Annotated in this window: 18 protein-coding genes; 8 read left to right on the top strand and 10 right to left on the bottom strand. The window is 73.4% G+C overall.

The window, feature by feature from the left end:
• Window position 1: 1 nt before the first annotated feature.
• Window positions 2-580, top strand: a complete 579-nt coding sequence (gene amaP / locus AQJ64_RS04595) for an alkaline shock response membrane anchor protein AmaP (protein WP_055637656.1) — start codon at window positions 2-4, stop codon at window positions 578-580.
• A gap of 85 nt (window positions 581-665) precedes the next feature.
• Here the strand turns inward: amaP and AQJ64_RS04590 are convergent, their stop codons facing one another.
• The 6 genes from AQJ64_RS04590 to AQJ64_RS51645 form a co-directional block, all read right to left on the bottom strand.
• Window positions 666-1,421 carry an SDR family oxidoreductase gene (locus AQJ64_RS04590; RefSeq protein ID WP_055637657.1) on the bottom strand — a complete coding sequence of 252 codons (756 nt, stop codon included), beginning with the start codon at window positions 1,419-1,421 and terminating at the stop codon, window positions 666-668.
• A gap of 5 nt (window positions 1,422-1,426) precedes the next feature.
• Window positions 1,427-3,214 (bottom strand): glycoside hydrolase family 15 protein, encoded by a 1,788-nt coding sequence (locus AQJ64_RS04585; RefSeq protein ID WP_055637658.1) that lies wholly within the window; start codon window positions 3,212-3,214, stop codon window positions 1,427-1,429.
• A 34-nt stretch (window positions 3,215-3,248) separates the two neighbouring features.
• Window positions 3,249-3,578 carry a hypothetical protein gene (locus AQJ64_RS04580; RefSeq protein WP_055637659.1) on the bottom strand — a complete coding sequence of 110 codons (330 nt, stop codon included), beginning with the start codon at window positions 3,576-3,578 and terminating at the stop codon, window positions 3,249-3,251.
• Window positions 3,575-4,150: an RNA polymerase sigma factor gene (locus AQJ64_RS04575; protein WP_055637660.1), complete on the bottom strand. Its 576-nt coding sequence runs from the start codon at window positions 4,148-4,150 to the stop codon at window positions 3,575-3,577. Before AQJ64_RS04575 ends, AQJ64_RS04580 begins: the two co-directional genes overlap by 4 nt.
• Window positions 4,147-5,703 (bottom strand): sodium:solute symporter family protein, encoded by a 1,557-nt coding sequence (locus AQJ64_RS04570; protein WP_055637661.1) that lies wholly within the window; start codon window positions 5,701-5,703, stop codon window positions 4,147-4,149. The genes AQJ64_RS04575 and AQJ64_RS04570 overlap by 4 nt, the downstream gene beginning before the upstream one ends.
• A gap of 206 nt (window positions 5,704-5,909) precedes the next feature.
• The gene (locus AQJ64_RS51645; RefSeq protein ID WP_276206717.1) at window positions 5,910-6,038 is read right to left on the bottom strand and encodes a hypothetical protein; all 129 of its coding nucleotides are present in this window, start codon (window positions 6,036-6,038) and stop codon (window positions 5,910-5,912) included.
• Here AQJ64_RS51645 and AQJ64_RS04565 point away from each other — a divergent pair.
• The 3 genes from AQJ64_RS04565 to AQJ64_RS04555 all read left to right on the top strand — a co-directional run bounded on the left by AQJ64_RS04565 (window position 5,987) and on the right by AQJ64_RS04555 (window position 9,348).
• Window positions 5,987-8,140: a carbon starvation CstA family protein gene (locus AQJ64_RS04565; RefSeq protein ID WP_059202425.1), complete on the top strand. Its 2,154-nt coding sequence runs from the start codon at window positions 5,987-5,989 to the stop codon at window positions 8,138-8,140. The two genes, AQJ64_RS51645 and AQJ64_RS04565, sit on opposite strands and share 52 nt — an antisense overlap.
• The gene (locus AQJ64_RS04560) at window positions 8,137-8,328 is read left to right on the top strand and encodes a CstA-like transporter-associated (seleno)protein (protein WP_059202424.1); all 192 of its coding nucleotides are present in this window, start codon (window positions 8,137-8,139) and stop codon (window positions 8,326-8,328) included. The genes AQJ64_RS04565 and AQJ64_RS04560 overlap by 4 nt, the downstream gene beginning before the upstream one ends.
• A gap of 66 nt (window positions 8,329-8,394) precedes the next feature.
• Window positions 8,395-9,348 carry a hypothetical protein gene (locus AQJ64_RS04555; RefSeq protein ID WP_059202423.1) on the top strand — a complete coding sequence of 318 codons (954 nt, stop codon included), beginning with the start codon at window positions 8,395-8,397 and terminating at the stop codon, window positions 9,346-9,348.
• 6 nt (window positions 9,349-9,354) lie between these two features.
• Here the strand turns inward: AQJ64_RS04555 and AQJ64_RS04550 are convergent, their stop codons facing one another.
• The 3 genes from AQJ64_RS04550 to AQJ64_RS04540 form a co-directional block, all read right to left on the bottom strand.
• Window positions 9,355-10,149, bottom strand: coding sequence for an SURF1 family cytochrome oxidase biogenesis protein (locus tag AQJ64_RS04550; protein ID WP_055637332.1), 795 nt, complete (start codon window positions 10,147-10,149; stop codon window positions 9,355-9,357).
• Between the two features lie 61 nt (window positions 10,150-10,210).
• Window positions 10,211-10,444: a hypothetical protein gene (locus AQJ64_RS04545; RefSeq protein ID WP_079061473.1), complete on the bottom strand. Its 234-nt coding sequence runs from the start codon at window positions 10,442-10,444 to the stop codon at window positions 10,211-10,213.
• 80 nt (window positions 10,445-10,524) lie between these two features.
• Entirely contained in the window at window positions 10,525-11,517 is a 993-nt protein-coding gene (locus AQJ64_RS04540) for a DEDDh family exonuclease (RefSeq protein ID WP_099054089.1), read from the bottom strand.
• Between the two features lie 114 nt (window positions 11,518-11,631).
• Here AQJ64_RS04540 and AQJ64_RS04535 point away from each other — a divergent pair, with 114 nt between their 5' ends.
• From AQJ64_RS04535 to AQJ64_RS04520, 4 genes are all read left to right on the top strand, one after another.
• Window positions 11,632-12,366 carry a VIT1/CCC1 transporter family protein gene (locus AQJ64_RS04535; protein WP_244902634.1) on the top strand — a complete coding sequence of 245 codons (735 nt, stop codon included), beginning with the start codon at window positions 11,632-11,634 and terminating at the stop codon, window positions 12,364-12,366.
• Between the two features lie 128 nt (window positions 12,367-12,494).
• Complete coding sequence (locus AQJ64_RS04530; RefSeq protein WP_055639163.1) at window positions 12,495-13,391, top strand: sterol desaturase family protein; 897 nt, start codon at window positions 12,495-12,497, stop codon at window positions 13,389-13,391.
• Window positions 13,388-14,080 carry a lysoplasmalogenase gene (locus AQJ64_RS04525; protein ID WP_059202422.1) on the top strand — a complete coding sequence of 231 codons (693 nt, stop codon included), beginning with the start codon at window positions 13,388-13,390 and terminating at the stop codon, window positions 14,078-14,080. The genes AQJ64_RS04530 and AQJ64_RS04525 overlap by 4 nt, the downstream gene beginning before the upstream one ends.
• 36 nt (window positions 14,081-14,116) lie before the next feature.
• A complete protein-coding gene (locus tag AQJ64_RS04520) occupies window positions 14,117-15,160 on the top strand; it encodes a zinc-dependent alcohol dehydrogenase family protein (protein WP_055638753.1) in 1,044 nt (347 codons plus the stop codon).
• A 193-nt stretch (window positions 15,161-15,353) separates the two neighbouring features.
• On the opposite strand, the gene AQJ64_RS04515 is transcribed toward AQJ64_RS04520, so the two are convergent.
• On the bottom strand, window positions 15,354-16,718 hold the full coding sequence (locus tag AQJ64_RS04515; protein WP_059202421.1) for a CoA transferase: 1,365 nt from the start codon (window positions 16,716-16,718) through the stop codon (window positions 15,354-15,356).
• Window positions 16,719-16,788 lie beyond the last annotated feature (70 nt).

Below are 16,788 nucleotides of genomic sequence, written 5' to 3'. Positions count from 1 at the left end.
CATGCTCAGGACCCTCAACCGTGTGCTGCTCGGTCTCGTCGGGCTGGTGCTCCTCGCCGTCGGCGGCGCGGTGCTGGCCGTGGGCCTGGGGGTCTCGCCGCCCTCCTGGTGGCTCCACGAGGGCCCCCACGACGTCCTGCTCAGCACCGCCGAACGCACGAAATGGAAGGACGAGAGCTGGTGGTGGCCGACGGTCATCGCCGTCCTCGCGGTCCTCGTCCTGCTCGCCCTGTGGTGGCTCACGTCGGTGCTGCGCCGCCGCCGGCTCGCCGAGGTCCTGGTGGACACCGGCGACGGCGCGGGCGCCCTGCTGCGGGGCCGCGCCCTCCAGTCGGTGCTGGCGGCCGACGCGGGCGGCCTGGAGGGGGTGTCCCACGCCCAGGTCCGTCTGACCGGCCGCAGGGACGCCCCGGAGACCCGGGTACGAATCCGGCTGGAACCCCACGTGGACCCGGGAACGGCCCTGCGCGAACTGGCCGACCGGGCCCTGGCCCACGCGCGGGACTCGGCGGCCCTGAAGAGACTCCCGGCGGACGTCAGGATGAAGGCGGCCAAGCACAGGGCAGAGAGGGTGAGCTGAGGCTTTCGGCTTCTGGCCTTTGGCCTTTCGGGGCGCGGGGAACCGCGCGAACAGCCCCCACCACCCGCACCCGGCGACGCAACGCTCAGAACCCGTGCCGCATCCCACCGTCGACAGGCACCATGATCCCCGTCAGATAGGACGCAGCCGGCGACAACAGAAACGCCGCCGTCCTGCCGAACTCCTCCGGTGTCCCGTACCGCCGCAGCGCGATCCGGGACTCGTTCGCGGCCCGGGTCGCCTCGGGATCGGCCGACAGTCCGTCCAGCTCCCGGACCCGGTCCGTGTCGATCCGCGACGGCAGCAGCCCCACGACCCGGATGCCGCGCGGCCCCAGCTCGTCGGAGAGCGACTTGGCGAAGCCCGCGAGACCCGGCCGCAGCCCGTTCGAGATCGTCAGCCCCGGGATCGGCTCGTGCACCGACCCGGACAGCACGAACCCGATCACCCCACCGGACTCCAGCTCGGCCGCCGCCGCCCGCGCCAGCCGCACCGCCCCGAGGAACACCGACTCGAACGCCGACTGCCACTGCTCGTCGGTGTTGTCCGCGACGAACCCCGGCGGCGGCCCGCCCACGCTCACCAGCACCCCGTCGAGGGCGCCGAAGGTCTCCCGGGCGGTGGCGATCAGCCGCTCCGCCGCCCGCGGATCGGCGTTGTCGACGGCCAGCCCGACCGCGTTCGGCCCCAGCTCGGCCGCCGCGTCCGCGACCCGCCGGTCGTCCCGCCCCGTCACGACCACCTTCGCGCCGTCCGCGACGAGCTCGCGCGCCGCCGCGTTGCCGAGTCCGCGCGTGGCCCCGGTGACGACGTACACCCGGTCCTTCAGTCCAAGATCCATGGCCCCTATCCTGCCTGCTCGCCCCCGTACAGGGCGAGGGCGGTGTTCACCAGGCCGAGGTGGCTGAAGGCCTGCGGGAAGTTGCCGAGATGACGGCCGGCGACGGGGTCGTACTCCTCGGCCAGCAGGCCCACGTCGTTGGTGAGGCCCACCAGCCGTTCGAACAGCTCCCGCGCCTCCTCGGGGCGGCCCGTCTCCTGGAGCGCGTCCGCGAGCCAGAACGAGCAGGCCAGGAAGGTCCCCTCGTCCCCGGGCAGACCGTCCACCGTCGCACCGTCGGTGCTGTAGCGGCGCACCAGACCGCCGTGACCCAGCTCCGCGCGGACCGCGTCGACCGTGCCCACCACCCTCGGGTCGTCCGACGGCAGGAAACCGAGGCGCGGAATGAGCAGCAGGGCCGCGTCCAGGTCGCGGGAGCCGTAGGACTGGGTGAAGGTGTTGCGCTGGGGGTCGTAGCCCTTCTCGCACACCTCCCGGTGCACCTCGTCGCGCATCGCCCGCCAGCCCGCGAGGTCCCCGCGCAGCTTCGGGTTCTCCTCCAGCGCGCGGACCGCCCGGTCGGCGGCCACCCACACCATCACCTTCGAGTGCACGAACTGCCGGCGGCCCCCGCGCACCTCCCACAGCCCCTCGTCCGGCTGCCGCCAGTTCTCGCTCAGCCAGCTCATCAGCGCGCACTGGATCGCCCACACATGCGGTTTCGTCGGCAGGCCCGCGGCGCGCGCCAGCGCCATCGAGTCGATGACCTCGCCGTAGACGTCCAGCTGGAGCTGGTTCACGGCCTCGTTGCCGACGCGTACGGGGCGGGAGTCGGCGTAGCCGGACAGCCAGGACACTTCGAACTCGGGCAGCCGGCGCTCGCCGCCGAGCCCGTACATGATCTGCAGGTCGGCGGGGTCGCCGGCGACGGCCCGCAGCAGCCAGTCCCGCCAGGCCTCGGCCTCGTCCTGGTAGCCGGCGGACAGCAGCGCGCCCAGGGTGAGGGTGGAGTCGCGCAGCCAGCAGTAGCGGTAGTCCCAGTTGCGCACCCCGCCCACCTGTTCGGGCAGGGAGGTCGTCGGGGCGGCGACGATGCCCCCGGTGGGCCGGTAGGTGAGCGCCTTCAGAGTGATCAGGGAACGGACCACGGCGTCCCGGTGCGGCCCGTCGTAGCGGCAGCGCGCGGCCCACGCCCGCCAGTCCTCGACGCTGGAGCGCAGCGCCTCGCGCGGGTCGATCAGCGGGGGACGCCGTTCGTGCGAGGGGTGCCAGGTCAGCACGAACGCGACGGACTCGCCCTCCCCGACGGTGAACTCGGAGTGGGTGGCGAAGTCCTCGCCCCAGGTGCGCACGGCCGGTTCGCTGCGCAGCCAGACCGCGTCCGGCCCGGCGACCGCCACCCGGTGGCCGTCCGCCCGGCGCATCCACGGCACGATCGAGCCGTGGTCGAAGCGCAGCCGCAGTTCGCTGCGGACGGCGACCCGGCCGCGCAGCCCTGCCACGATCCGGACCAGATCGGGATGGCGGTCGCGCTGCGGCATCAGGTCGGTGACCCGGATCGCGCCCCCGTCGGTCTCCCACTCGGTGTCCAGGACGAGGGTGTCGGGGCGGTAGGCGCGGCGGGTGCAGGCACCCTCGACGCCCTTGGGGGCGATGCGCCAGTGGCCGTTGTGCCGGTCGCCCAGCAGGCGGGCGAAGCAGGCGGCGGAGTCGAAGCGGGGCAGGCAGAGCCAGTCGACCGAGCCGTCCCGGCCGACCAGGGCGGCGGTCTGTTCGTCGCCGATGAGGGCGTAGTCCTCGATGCGGGGGTGCACGCCCTTGCGGGTTCCCGGCGGGACGGGCGGGCAATCAGGGGTTCGGCCGGGGGAGTGACGCCCCGTTCACGGCGTCCCCCGTCCCCGAGAAGATCACTCCGGGGTGGGCGGGTGCCTGGTTCAGCACCCACAGACCGATCAGGGTGGCCAGGGCGAAGACGACGGCGACCAGCACGGCCAGCACGAGCCTGCGCCGCCGCTCGCGCCGCAGCCACTCACCGCGCGCGGTGCGGTAGGCGTCGGGCAGGGGGCGCGTGGGCCGCACCCCTCCGGCGAGCGCTTCCAGCGCGTCCTGGAGCTCCCGCTCGGTCCGGGTGGGGCCGGGTCCGGTGTCGTTCATCGCCTCGGGTCCGGTGTCGTTCATCGCCGGGCCTCCATCGCCTGGGTGAGTGCGGCGAGGCCGCGTGAGGTGTGGGTCTTGACCGACCCGCAGGAGATGCCCATCGCGGCGGCGATCTCGCTCTCCTTCAGGCCCAGCCAGTGGCGCAGCACGAGCGCCTCGCGCTGCCGGGCCGGCAGCTGTTGCAGGGCGTCGATCAGCACGCGCTGGTCGTCGCGGAGCAGCGCCGCGCTCTCGGCGGAGGCGACCGTCTCGTCGGGGAGCTCCGGCGGGCTCTCGACATGCCGGCGGGCGACCTGGAGGTGCCGTATCCGCATCCGGGTCAGATTGCAGACGGTGGAGCGCAGATAGGCCTCGGCGGCCCGGACGTCCCGCAGCCGCCGCCACTTCCGGTAGATCTGGTAGTAGGCCTCGGCGACCACGTTCTCCGGATCGTCGGCGCCGAGCAGCACGGCGAGCCGCAGCATCGAGGAGTAGTGCAGCTCGAACAGCCGGGCGAGCCCGGCCTCGCGTTCCAGCTCCGCCGGGTCGGTCACGGGCAGCGCGAGCGGCTCGGCGTACGTCTCGGCCACGGGGGTCGGTTGTCTGCGTCTCACGGGTGGTTCGCTCCCGTCGTACGGGGCCGCCTGACGGTCAGGCGGGAGGGCAGGTCGGTGGTGTCGGCGCCGCGGGCGACGCCGAGGCGTTCCAGGACCGCGGTGCCGGTCACCGCGACGGTCAGATTGAGCAGCAGGGCGGCGAGCCCGGCGTAGATCTCCAGTGGTCCGAAGCCGAGGGTCACGATGGAGGAGAACCCCTCGCGGACGACCAGGACGGTCCCGGCCGTCATGCCGGCCGCCCAGCCGGCGAGCAGCGCGCGCGGATGCAGCCGCCCGGTGAACAGCCCCACGGCCACGGCCGGGAAGATCTGGAGGATCCACACCCCGCCCAGCAGTTGCAGGTTGACGGCGTCCTGGTCGCGCAGCCCGAACACGAACGCCACCGCCCCCACCTTCGCGGTCAGCGACACCGCCTTGGCGATGCGCACCTGCCGCTTGGGCGTGGCGGTGGGCTGGACGTACTCGACGTAGACGTTGCGGACGAAGCTCGTGGCCGCCGCGATCGACATCACGGCGGCCGGCACCAGCGCCCCCACGGTGATCGCGGCGAACACCAGCCCGGCCAGCGGCCCCGGCATCAGCCGGTCCACCAGCATCGGTACGGCGGCCTCGGCGCCGCCCGCCGGAGCGCGCACCCCCGCCGCGAGCGCCGCGACACCGAGGAAGCCGAACAGGGCGAGCAGCCCCGTCCACGCGGGCAGGGCCACCGAGACCTTGCGCAGGGTGCGCGCTCCGTCGGCGGCGAACCCGGCGGTGAGCACATGGGGGTACATCAGCAGCGCCAGCGCGGAGCCGAGCGCGAGGGTGGCGTAGGCGGGCTGCTGGGCGGGGGTGAGGACCAGCGGCGAGTGGGCCACGTCCGTGCCGCCGAGCCGCCGGGCCGCGCCGTCGAACACCGGGCCGGGCCCGCCGAGCTGCCGCAGCACCAGCCAGCACACGGCGGTCAGCGACACGAACACCGCCACCGCCTTGAGCGCCGAGATCACCGCCGGTGCCCGCAGCCCGTGCCGGTACGTCGCCACCGCCAGCCCCGCGAACAGCGCCACCATCACCAGATCCCCGGCCGCGCCGCGCGGGTACACGCCCCCGGCGGTCAGCACCGCCCGTATCCCCAGCAGTTGCAGCGCCAGATACGGCATGGTCGCGAGGATCCCGGTGAGCGCCACGACGAGGGCCAGCGGCGGCGAGCCGTAGCGGCCCCGCACGAAGTCGGCGGCGGTGACATAGCCGTGCCGCCGGGCCACCTCCCACAGCCGGCTCAGCAGGACGAAGGCGAGCGGGCAGACGATCACCGTGTACGGCACCGCGAAGAACGCGGGCGCCCCGTTGCCGTACGCCAGTCCCGGCACGGCCGTGAAGGTGTACGCGGTGAAGATCGTGCCGCCGAGCAGCAGCCAGGTCCACACGGGGCCGAGGGAGCGGTCGGCCAGCGCCCAGCCCTCCAGGGCGGGCAGCCGGTCGCTGGGGCGCAGCCGGCGCGCGGTCACGGCGAGCAGCGACGCCCCGCCGATCACGGCGAGGAACGTCGTCGTCATGGCGCCGTCGGCCATGGGTCACCGCCTTTGGTGTGCCTGAGCCCTCACCGGTCCAGTTGCGCGAGGGGCCCGTTCGGTTGACGGGAACCGGCGGGAAATCGCGCGGAGGATCGTCCGGGGAACCGCTGGGGAATCGCTGGGGAATCGCCGGGGGATTCGCTGTCAACCGGTGTCGGGGGGTGGGCAACTCTTGCACAGACCGACAGCGGACGGGAGAGCCGTCACCGCTGGTACCGGTCGCCGATCTCGCCCGCCTCGGGTCCCGAGGCGTACCGCACCGCCCAGGTGAGGAGCCGCCATGCCTGCGTCAGCCCTGCCCGAAACCGGCCGTCCGGCGCCGGAAAAGTCACGTATGTCACTGAAGTCCCTCGCGTTGTGGACCGGTGTCGCCCTGCTCGGCGCCGTCGCCTGGGGCGTCCTCGCGCTCTCCCGCGGCGAGGAGATCTCCGCGGTCTGGCTGGTGGTGGCCGCGCTCGGGTCGTACGCCATCGCCTACCGCTTCTACTCGGGGTTCATCGCCCGCCGGGTCCTTCAGGCCGACGACGGCCGGGCCACCCCGGCCGAGCGGCTGGAGGACGGGGTCGACTACCACCCCACCGACCGGCGGGTGCTGTTCGGCCACCACTTCGCGGCCATCGCCGGCGCCGGCCCGCTGGTCGGCCCGGTGCTGGCCGCGCAGATGGGCTATCTGCCGGGCACGGTCTGGATCATCACCGGGGTGATCTTCGCGGGCGCGGTCCAGGACATGATCGTGCTGTTCCTCTCCATGCGCCGGGACGGCAAGAGCCTCGGCCAGATGGCCCGGGACGAGATCGGCAGGGTGGGCGGCGCCGCCGCGCTGATCGGCGTCTTCGCCATCATGATCATCCTGCTCGCGGTGCTGGCGATGGTCGTCGTCAACGCCCTGGCGGAGTCCCCCTGGGGCACCTTCTCGGTCGCCATGACCATCCCGATCGCCCTCTTCATGGGCTTCTACCTGCGCTATCTGCGCCCGGGCCGGGTCGTGGAGACCAGCGTCATCGGCGTGGCCCTGCTGCTGCTCGCCATCCTCGGCGGCGGCTGGATCCAGAACTCCTCCCTGGCCGAGTACTTCGTCTGGAGCCCCGAGACCCTCGTCTTCTGCCTGGTCGGCTACGGCTTCGTCGCCTCCGTGCTCCCGGTGTGGATGCTCCTGGCGCCCCGTGACTACCTGTCGACGTTCATGAAGGTCGGCACCATCGCCCTGATGGCCGTGGGCGTGGTGATCGCGGCCCCGACCCTCAAGGCGGGCGCGGTGACCGAGTTCGCCCACACGGGCGCCGGACCGGTCTTCGCCGGCTCCCTCTTCCCCTTCCTGTTCATCACCATCGCCTGCGGCGCCCTCTCCGGCTTCCACGCCCTGGTCTCCTCCGGCACCACCCCCAAGCTCATCCAGAAGGAGTCCCAGGTCCGGCTCATCGGCTACGGCTCGATGCTCACGGAGTCCTTCGTCGCCGTCATGGCGCTGATCGCCGCGTGCGTCCTCGAACCCGGCCTGTACTACGCCATGAACTCCCCGGCCGCCCTGCTCGGCCCGACCGCGCAGAGCGCCGCCGAGGCGGTCAAGGGCCTCGGTTTCGCCATCACCCCGGACCAGTTGACCGCAGCCGCCAAGGCCGTCGAGGAACAGACGCTGGTCGGCCGCTCCGGCGGCGCCCCCACCCTCGCCGTGGGCATGTCGGAGATCTTCTCCAGCGTGTTCGGCAGCGGACTCAAGGCCTTCTGGTACCACTTCGCGATCATGTTCGAGGCGCTGTTCATCCTCACCACCGTGGACGCGGGCACCCGGGTGGGCCGCTTCATGCTCCAGGACATGCTCGGCAACGTCTGGAAGCCGATCGGCCGCGTCACCTGGAAGCCCGGCATCTGGATCACCAGCGCCCTCGTCGTCGGCGCCTGGGGCTACTTCCTCTACGCCGGCGTCACCGACCCGCTGGGCGGGATCAAGCAGCTCTTCCCCCTCTTCGGCATCGCCAACCAGCTGCTCGCCGCCGTCGCCCTCGCCGTCACCACCACCATGCTCGTCAAGTCCGGCAAGGCACGCTGGGCCTGGGTGACCGGCGCCCCGCTCGCCTGGGTCGTGGCCGTCACCTTCACCGCCGGCTGGCAGAAGGTGTTCTCCGACAACCCGAAGATCGGCTTCTTCGCCCAGCGCGACGTGTACGCCGACGCCGCCGACGCGGGCAAGCTCCTGCCCGGCGCCACCGACCTGGACGACATGCACACCATCGTCGTCAACAACACCGTCGACGGCGTCCTCATGGCGGTCTTCCTGCTGCTGGTCACGATCGTCCTGGTCAACTGCGCGGTGGTCTGCGTACGGGCCCTCAGGGCCGGCGAGCCGCTGCCGACGACCGAGACGCCGTACGTCGCCTCCCGGATCGAGGGGCCGGAGTCCCGCGACACCAAGCCGCTGGTGGGGGCGGGCTCATGACCGTCGTCCGCAGGGCGGTGGGCGTCCTGCTCTGGTACGCGCGCGAACTGACCGGCGAGGCCGAGTACGACCGCTACTGCGACCGGCACCGCCGCCACCACCCGCACGCGCCGGTACCGACCCGCCGGGAGTACCAGCGGATGCGCACGCTGTGGCGCGAGGGCGAGTCCCCCGGCCGCTGCTGCTGATGTCCGGGGCGGGCGGGCCCTGCGACGGCCCGCCCGCCCCCTGCCCTCCGTCACCCGGGGAACGAGATGCTCAGACGCCGGCCCTCCCTGCTGATCCGCCCCGCCCTCGACGACGACCTCCTCCACGCGACCCTCGCCGAACTCCGGCCCGCCCGGCAGCTCCACGGGCTCGGCGCGGGTACCACGCGTCCCGTCTGGGAGCCCGCGGCCCGGCTGCTGCGCGGCACCGGACGGGACTGGGACCGCCGGGCGCACCGGGTCTCGGTCCTGGCCGGGCAGCTGCCGGCCGTGGTCTCGCAGCGCTGGTCCGCCGACCGGCCCGGCGACGGGGACGCCCTGGTCCTGCGGGCCTGTGTGGAGACGATCCGCGCGCCCGCCGAGGGTCACGCCGCCGTGCGCGCGGCCGAACGGACCTGTCTGCGGGCCGCCGACACCTGCCCCGGGGACCCGACGCCGTGGCTGGCCCTGCTGTCCCTGATGCACTCCTGCGCCGTACCGGTGCAGGACGCGGTGCCCGTGTGGCGCGAGGCCGTCCGGCGGGCGCCGTGGCACCGGACCGCCTACCACCGGCTGCTGGGATATCTCTCCCCGCGCGGACACGGGACGCTCCCGGAGATGATGGAGTTCGCCTGGCAGGCCGCCGCCCGCGCACCGCACGGTTCACCGGTGGCCCTGCTCCCCGTCGCCGCCCGCGTCGAGCTGACGGCCCATCGTCGGGCGGCGTCCCCCCTCGACGCTCTCGGCACGAACGTCGACTGGAGCGGACCGCGCGCGGTCCAGGAGATCGACATGGCGCTCACGGGCTGGTTCCGCACCGCCGCCCCGGCCCACGCCGAGGCCGTCGCCGACCTCAACGTCCTCGCCTTCGCCCTGACCCGCGCCCACCGACCGGACGAGGCCGCCCCCGTCTTCCGGCGCGTCGGCCGCCATATGACCCGCCACCCGTGGGACCTGCTGCCCGACCCGGAACGCACCTTCGTGTACTGGCGGAACAGCCTGGCGGGCCACCGCCGGGGCTGAGGGCAGCTACACCGGAGCCGGCGCCGCTTCCTTCTCCTGCGCCGAGACGGCCGCCGCGTCCCGCTCCCGACGCTCCCGGCGGACCAGAACCACCCAGCCCACGGGGACGCCCGCGGCGAACAGCCACCACTGGATGGCGTACGCGTAGTTCAGCGCCGCGTCCTCGCTGCCGGGCTTCCCGACCAGCTCCGGGGTGTCGCCCTTCGGCTCGGGCGCGGTCTGCGCGATGTACCCGCCGAGCACCTGCGCGCCGAGCCGCCGGGCCTGCTCCTCGCTGTTGATCAGCATGATCTGCCGGTCCGGCAGGCCCTTGAGGTCCTTGATGCCGCTCGCCGCGGTCGTCTCGTCGGGCATCAGCCGCCCGGTGACGGTGACCTTGCCGGCGGGCGGCGCGGGGATCTTCGGGAACGCGGTCTGGCTCGGGCCGTTCGCGGGGATCCACCCCCGGTTGACCAGCAGCACCTTGCCGTCCGTCAGCACGAACGGGGTGAGGACGTGGAAGCCGACCGTCTCGTCGGCGTTGACCCGGCGCCGTACGACGACCTCGTGCGCGGTGTCGAAGGTGCCCGTCGCGGTCACCGCGCGGTAGCGCTCGTCACGGGTGACGGTGTGTCCCGGGGACGTCATCCGCTCCACCGGCACCGGCTTCGCGGACAGCGCGTCGGTGACCAGCTGGTTGCGCGCGGCGCGCTCGTCGTGGCGGTGCATCTGCCAGAAGCCCAGCCGGATCATCGTGGGGATGAGCAGCAGGGCGACCAGCGTGAGGATCACCCACTGCCGGGACAACAGGAAGCGGTACACCCCACGACCGTACCTCTCGGGCCGTGGGGTGCTGTCGCAGGGGTGCCGTAGGCGGGCGTCGTCAGACGCGGTCGATGATGCCCGCCTTCCCCTCGGCCCGTGCGCAGTGGGCGCCGCAGTACCAGTGGCCCTCGACCTCGACTCCCTGGCCGATGATCTGGACCCGGCAGTGCTCGCAGATCGGGGCCATGCGATGAATCGCACAGGAGAAGCAGTCGAAGACGTGCACGGCGCCCTGCGCGTGCACCTCGAAGGTCATTCCGTAGTCATTGCCGCAAACTTCGCATCTCGCCATGCGCCACAGGGTGAGCGCTCGCCCCCGCGCGGGCGAGCGGGCGGTGGGCGAGTCGCCCGGCAATCACCCGTACGTACGGCTCACCCGTCGGCTGCCTCGACATCGCGCAGCAGCTGCCCGAACGCCGCCTCGTCCACGACCGGCGTCCCGAACTGCCGCGCCTTCACCACCTTCGACGTACCCGAGTCGGGATCGTTGGTCACCAGCAGACTGGTCAGCCGGGACACACTGGTCGCCACATGCAGCCCCGCCTCGGTGGCCCGGTCCTCCAGCAGCTCGCGGTCCACGGACGTGTCGCCCGAGAAGGCCACCCGCATGCCCTGCTTGAGCCTTGTGCCGTCTTCGTACCGCCCGGGGTTCGGGTGCGGACAGAGGGGCCGCTTGCGGGACGGCCGCCAGCCGCCCGGCCGGTAGCCGCCGTAACCGCCGCCGCCCTGGCGGCCGATGCGGGGCGCGGGCCCGTCGGTCCACTCCGTCAGCGGCCGGCACTCGAGCAGCGGCAGCCGCACCCCGCCCGCCGCCGCGGCCCGCAGGCTCGGCCGGAACGCCTCCGCGAGGACGCGCGCGTCGTCGAGGGCGTGGTGCGCCTGCCGCTGGACCACGCCGAAGTGGGCCGCGAGCGACTCCAGTTTGTGGTTGGGCAGCGGCAGCCGCAGCTCCTTGGAGAGCGCGATCGTGCACAGCCGCTGCCGCACCGGCGCCTCGCGCTCCGCGCGCGCGTACTCCCGGGCGATCATCTGCCAGTCGAAGACCGCGTTGTGCGCGACGAGCACCCGCCCCGCCAGCCGCGCCGCGAACTCCTCGGCCACGTCCTGGAAGAGGGGCGCGCCCTCCAGCACCTCGCTCGTCAGACCGTGTATCCACACGGGCCCCGGGTCGCGCTCCGGGTTGACCAGTGTGTACCAGTGGTCCTCGACCTCACCGCGCGCGTCCAGCCGGTAGACGGCGGCGGAGATGATCCGGTCGTCCCGGGCCAGCCCGGTGGTCTCCACGTCAACGACCGCGTAGCCCTGGGGATACGCGGCCGGCCACTCCGTGGGGGAGGACACTGCGGTCGTGTGGTCTGCGAGCATGGTCATTGAGGATACGGGGCGCCACCGACACCGGGACACGGAAGCCCAGGAGACGCCCCCGCGGTGACGAGTCGGCGCGACACGCTGACGCACCGGATGCCATCCTCTCCTCCCGTGACGGAACGTGAGACGCACCCCGAGGCGGAACCACCCCACCGCGAGGCCCACGAGGGCACCCTCGGCTCCCGGTTGAACTGGCTGCGCGCCGCCGTGCTCGGCGCCAACGACGGCATCGTCTCCACCGCGGGCCTGGTCGTCGGCGTGGCCGGCGCCACCGACGACCGCTCGGCGCTGCTGACGGCCGGTCTGGCCGGTCTGCTGGCCGGCTCCCTGTCGATGGCGGCGGGGGAGTACGTGTCGGTGTCGACCCAGCGCGACTCCGAGAAGGCGGCCCTCGCGCAGGAGCGACGCGAACTGCGCGAACAGCCGGAGGCCGAACTGGAGGAACTCACCGAGCTGCTGGAGGAACGCGGCCTCACCCGCGCGGTGGCCCGCGAGGCCGCCGTCCAGCTGACGGAACGTGACGCCCTGCGGGCCCACGCGCGCGTGGAGCTGGGCATCGACCCCGACGACCTCACCAACCCCTGGCACGCGGCCTGGGCGAGCTTCCTCGCCTTCACCGCCGGCGCCCTCCTGCCCCTCCTCGCGATCGTCCTGCCCCCGGCCGACCGGCGCCTGCCGGTGACGGTGGTGTCGGTTCTCCTCGCCCTGGTCTGCACCGGCTGGAGCAGCGCCCGGCTGGGGGCGGCCGCTCCCCGGCGGGCGATCCTGCGGAACGTGTGCGGGGGAGCGCTGGCGATGGGGGTGACGTACGGGGTGGGGGCCCTGCTGGGGGCGGCGGGGGTGTGAGCGCCCGGCGCCTCGGCCGGCTCTCGCGGCTCTTGGCGGAGATCGCCAACAAGCAAGCGCATACCCCCGCAAATACTTGTGGGTAACAACGTCTAGCCCCGGCCGACCTGCGGTTCTACGGTGCCCACATGCCGAACCTGCCCGATGTCGTGCTGTGGTCGATACCCGCCTTCGTGCTGCTCACCCTGGTCGAGATGATCAGTGTCCGGATTCACCCCGACGAGGAAGCCGCCGGATATGAGGCGAAGGACGCCGCGACCAGCGTCGGCATGGGGCTGGGGAGCCTGCTCTTCGACTTCTTCTGGAAGATCCCGATCGTCGCCCTCTACACGGCGATCCACGAGCTGACGCCGCTGCGCGTGCCCGTCCTGTGGTGGACCGTCCCGCTGATGCTGCTCGCACAGGACTTCTTCTCCTACTGGTCCCACCGCGGCCACCATGTCGTCCGCGTCCTGTGGGCCTGTCACGTCGTCCACCACTCCAGCGAGAAGTTCAACCTCACCACCGCGCTGCGCCAGCCCTGGACGACCCTCACCGTCTGGCCGTTCTACGTCCCGCTCATCGCCCTCGGCGTCCACCCCGCCGCGCTCGCGTTCTGCTCCTCCGCCAACCTCGTCTACCAGTTCTGGATCCACACCGAGCGCATCGACAGGATGCCCCGGTGGTTCGAGTACGTGTTCAACACGCCCTCCCACCACCGCGTCCACCACGCCTCCCAGGGCGGCTACCTGGACCGCAACTTCGGCGGCATCCTCATCGTGTGGGACCGGCTCTTCGGCTCCTTCGTCCCGGAGGTGGAGCGGCCCGTCTACGGGTTGACGAAGAACATCAACACGTTCAACCCGATCAAGGTCGCCACCCATGAGTACGTCGCGATCGTCAAGGACATCAAGACGGCTAGCGGCTTGCGCGAGCGCGCGGGGCGGGTGTTCCGGGGGCCGGGATGGCAACCGGCCCAGCCCGTCACCGGCCCGTCCACGCCGGTCGGCCCGTCCACGCCGGTCGAGGAGAGCAGCGCCGCGTGACCCTCCGCCCCCGCCCCTTCCGCCCCCGCCCCCTCCTCGCCGCCTTCGTCCTCGCCACCGCGGTCGACCTCGGCTCCCTCGCGGTCGGCTGGCACCCGGGGCACGCCGTCGCCAAGCCGCTCCTCATACCCCTCCTCGCCGTTTGGGCGGCCGTGAACGGCGCACCGCGCCTGCTCCTCGCCGCCCTGCTCTGCGGCTGGGGCGGCGACGTCCTCCTCCTGTCGGACGCCGACCCCGCCTTCCTCGCCGGCATGGCGTGCTTCGCCGCCGGACACGTCTGCTACCTCGTGCTCTTCACGGCCGGCGCCCGCACCGGCCGCCCCCGCGCGCGTGGCACTGTCCTCGCCCCCTCCTACGCCGCCGTCCTCATCGCCACCCTCACCCTCCTGTGGCCCGGTCTCCCGCCGGACCTGCGCGCGCCCGTCGCCGTCTACAGCGCCCTCCTCACCGCCATGGCGTACACCGCCGCCACCCGCCTCGGCCCCCTCGCCGGAGCCGGAGGCGTGCTCTTCCTGCTCTCCGACACTCTCATCGCCACCGGCGTCGCCGGCCTGCCGCAGCCCCCGCGCCCCGACCTGTGGATCATGCTGACGTACGCCGCCGCGCAGTGCCTGCTGGTCCGGGGTGTCCTCGAGGAACGGGCGGCACCGCCGACGGCGTACCGTGAAGTGCGCTCGACCACCCCCTGAGCGCACCCACGCACCCGCACGAGAAGGACCCTCGCCATGCGCGCCACCACCATCCACGCCCCCTACGACATGCGGGTGGAGGACGTGCCCGACCCCGTGGTGCAGCTGCCCACCGACGCCGTCGTACGGGTGCTGCGCGCCTGCATCTGCGGCAGCGACCTGTGGGCGTACCGCGGCGAGGCGGCCCGGCAGCCGGGGCAGAGGATCGGGCACGAGTTCCTCGGTGTGGTCGAGGACACCGGCTCCGAGGTGGGCACGGTCCGCGCCGGTGACCTGGTCGTCGCGCCGTTCATGTGGTCCGACGGCGTGTGCGACTACTGCCGCGAGGGCCTCACCACCTCCTGCGAGCACGGCGGCTTCTGGGGCTCCGTCGGCTACGACGGCGGCCAGGGCGAGGCGGTCCGTGTGCCCTTCGCCGACGGCACCCTCGTCCGGCTGCCGAAGGAGGCGGCCTCCGACGACCACCTGCTCTCCGCGCTGCTCACCCTCTCCGACGTGCTGGGTACCGGCCACCACGCCGCGCTCGGCGCGGGCGCCCGTCCCGGCGCCACCGTCGCGGTCGTCGGGGACGGCGCCGTCGGCCTGTGCGCGGTCCTCGCCGCCAAGCGGCTCGGCGCCGAGCGGATCATCGCCCTCGGCCGCCACCAGGTCCGTACGGACATCGCGCGCCGCTTCGGCGCCACCGACGTCGTCGCCGCGCGCGGGGACGAGGCCGTCGCGGCCGTCCGCGAACTCACCGGCGGCCAGGGCGCCCACGCCGTCGTCGAGGCCGTCGGCACCGAGCAGTCCATGCGCACGGCGGTCGGCATCACCCGCGACGGCGGCGCCATCGGCTACGTCGGCGTCCCGCACGGCAGCGGCACCGGACTCGACCTGGGCGTCATGTTCGACCGCAACCTCACCCTGCGCGGCGGCGTCGCCCCGGTCCGCGCCTACATCCCCGACCTCCTGCCCGACGTCCTCGACGGCACGATCGACCCGTCCCCCGTCTTCGACCTCACGGTGGGCATCGGGTCCGTACCGGACGGCTACAAGGCGATGGACGAGCGCACGGCGCTGAAGGTCCTGGTGACGAACTAGTGCCGCGGCAGGCAACGTTTGCCCGTCAAGGAGCGGCGTCCGGTGCGTGCTCTCGGCGTGCCGGCCGGAAGTCCTCGTACTGGACGTACTTGGGCTTTCGGCCGGTGCGGCGAGAGTGCGTGCCGGGCGTCGCGACGGGGCGAACGTTGCCTGCCGCGGCACTAGAACCGGACGGCGGCCGCCCCCGAGGCGCTCACGCCCAGGCCGCCGGATCGGCCCCCCAGGGCCCCGGCGGCCGTCTCCACTCCCGGGGACCCCCCTCGAAGAACACCGGCGGCCTCGCGTACCGTAGCCGCCCCACAGGACTGTCCGTCTCCCCGAGCCACACCCCGGCCCCGGGGACGGCCTCCCCGCCCTCCGCTTCCCTCCCGGCACCGCTCATGAGCCACGCCGCCGTCCGCGCCAGCGCCACCCGCACGACCCGGCTCCCGCCGTCGTACGACTGCTCGGTGAGCGCCCGCAGCACGCCCGCCGCCAGCAGATATCCCGTGCCGTGGTCGAGGGCCTGCGCCGGCAGCGCACCGGGCCGCCCGGCCGACCCCTCGACGGCCGCGATGCCGGTGGCCACCTGGACGAGGCTGTCGAACCCCCGCCGGTCACCCCACGGCCCGTACGCACCCCACGCGGACACCTGCGCCACCACCAGCCCGGGCCGCCGCTCGGCCAGTGCCTCGGGGGAGAGGCCGAACCGGTCGAGGGCGCCCGGCCGGTAGCCCGTGACGACGACGTCCGCGTCCGCGAGCAGCTCCTCGAAGCGGCGCCGGTCGGCGGTCAGGTCCAGCAGGGCCGAGCGCTTCCCGAACCCGGTGTCGGTGTGCTGGTCGGGGAGTTCCGGCAGTCCGGGCGCGTCGAGACGGAGCACGTCCGCGCCCAGCAGGGCGAGCGTGCGGGTGGCGACCGGCCCGGCCAGCACCCGCGTGAGGTCCAGGACACGTAGCCCGGCGGCGGGCAGCAGGGCAGTCCCGGTGAGATCCGGGAACGTACGCGCGCGGGCGCCGTCCAGCCGGCCGCGCTCGACGAGCGGGCGTGCGGCCACCTCGGCCGCCTGCGGGTGCGCGGCCCACTCCTCGGGCGTGCGCAGCGCGACCGCGAGACCCCCGGCCGCGTACACCGCGTCCTCGACGTCCCGCGCGGACCGCCCGGCCATCGCGGCCTCCACGGCGGCCGGGTCGTCCGGCACGTCCAGCGACTTCAGCAGCCGCTCGCGGTGGTGCGGATAGTTGGCGTGCGTGCGCACCCATCCGTCCGCCGTCCGCCAGAACCGCGACAGCGGCGCGAACAGCTCCGGTGCCCGCCCGTCGACCAGCAGCCGCCGCTCACTGGTGAACGCGGTCGCCACCGCCCCGTCGTCCACCCGCACGCCGGGCACCCGGTCGAGTCCCGCCCGCCGCGCCCCCAGCTCGGCACCGGCCAGCGCACACGCGCCCACACAGGCCCGCGCCAGCTCCCGCACGGGCAGCCGGGCGGGCAGCAGGCCCTCGCGCACGACGGTCGACACGCGTGCGAGCCGGGCGGGATCGCCGCCCAGCTCCGACCACACGTACGTGATTGATGTCATGACTGCATTGTGCACTATTGATTAGCAGTATTGATTCAATCAATATGTGGGCCCCTGGGGTCGCGGGGTC

This window comes from Streptomyces griseoruber (assembly GCF_001514205.1).
GTDB classification, from domain to species: Bacteria; Actinomycetota; Actinomycetes; order Streptomycetales; family Streptomycetaceae; genus Streptomyces; species Streptomyces griseoruber.
The sequence above is the reverse complement of the archived record's forward strand: the minus strand, read 5'-3'. Positions and strand labels throughout refer to the sequence as shown.

Excerpts from the sequence above, each read along its gene's own strand:
- AQJ64_RS04560 (WP_059202424.1), top strand. The coding sequence starts at position 8,137 with ATGACCGTCGTCCGCAGGGCGGTGGGCGTCCTGCTCTGGTACGCGCGC.
- AQJ64_RS04580 (WP_055637659.1), bottom strand. The coding sequence starts at position 3,578 with ATGAACGACACCGGACCCGAGGCGATGAACGACACCGGACCCGGCCCC.
- AQJ64_RS04540 (WP_099054089.1), bottom strand. The coding sequence starts at position 11,517 with ATGCTCGCAGACCACACGACCGCAGTGTCCTCCCCCACGGAGTGGCCG.
- AQJ64_RS04570 (WP_055637661.1), bottom strand. The coding sequence starts at position 5,703 with ATGGCCGACGGCGCCATGACGACGACGTTCCTCGCCGTGATCGGCGGG.
- AQJ64_RS04555 (WP_059202423.1), top strand. The coding sequence starts at position 8,395 with ATGCTCAGACGCCGGCCCTCCCTGCTGATCCGCCCCGCCCTCGACGAC.
- AQJ64_RS04515 (WP_059202421.1), bottom strand. The coding sequence starts at position 16,718 with ATGACATCAATCACGTACGTGTGGTCGGAGCTGGGCGGCGATCCCGCC.
- AQJ64_RS04590 (WP_055637657.1), bottom strand. The coding sequence starts at position 1,421 with ATGGATCTTGGACTGAAGGACCGGGTGTACGTCGTCACCGGGGCCACG.
- amaP (WP_055637656.1), top strand. The coding sequence starts at position 2 with ATGCTCAGGACCCTCAACCGTGTGCTGCTCGGTCTCGTCGGGCTGGTG.
- AQJ64_RS04545 (WP_079061473.1), bottom strand. The coding sequence starts at position 10,444 with ATGGCGAGATGCGAAGTTTGCGGCAATGACTACGGAATGACCTTCGAG.
- AQJ64_RS04520 (WP_055638753.1), top strand. The coding sequence starts at position 14,117 with ATGCGCGCCACCACCATCCACGCCCCCTACGACATGCGGGTGGAGGAC.
- AQJ64_RS04530 (WP_055639163.1), top strand. The coding sequence starts at position 12,495 with ATGCCGAACCTGCCCGATGTCGTGCTGTGGTCGATACCCGCCTTCGTG.
- AQJ64_RS04565 (WP_059202425.1), top strand. The coding sequence starts at position 5,987 with ATGCCTGCGTCAGCCCTGCCCGAAACCGGCCGTCCGGCGCCGGAAAAG.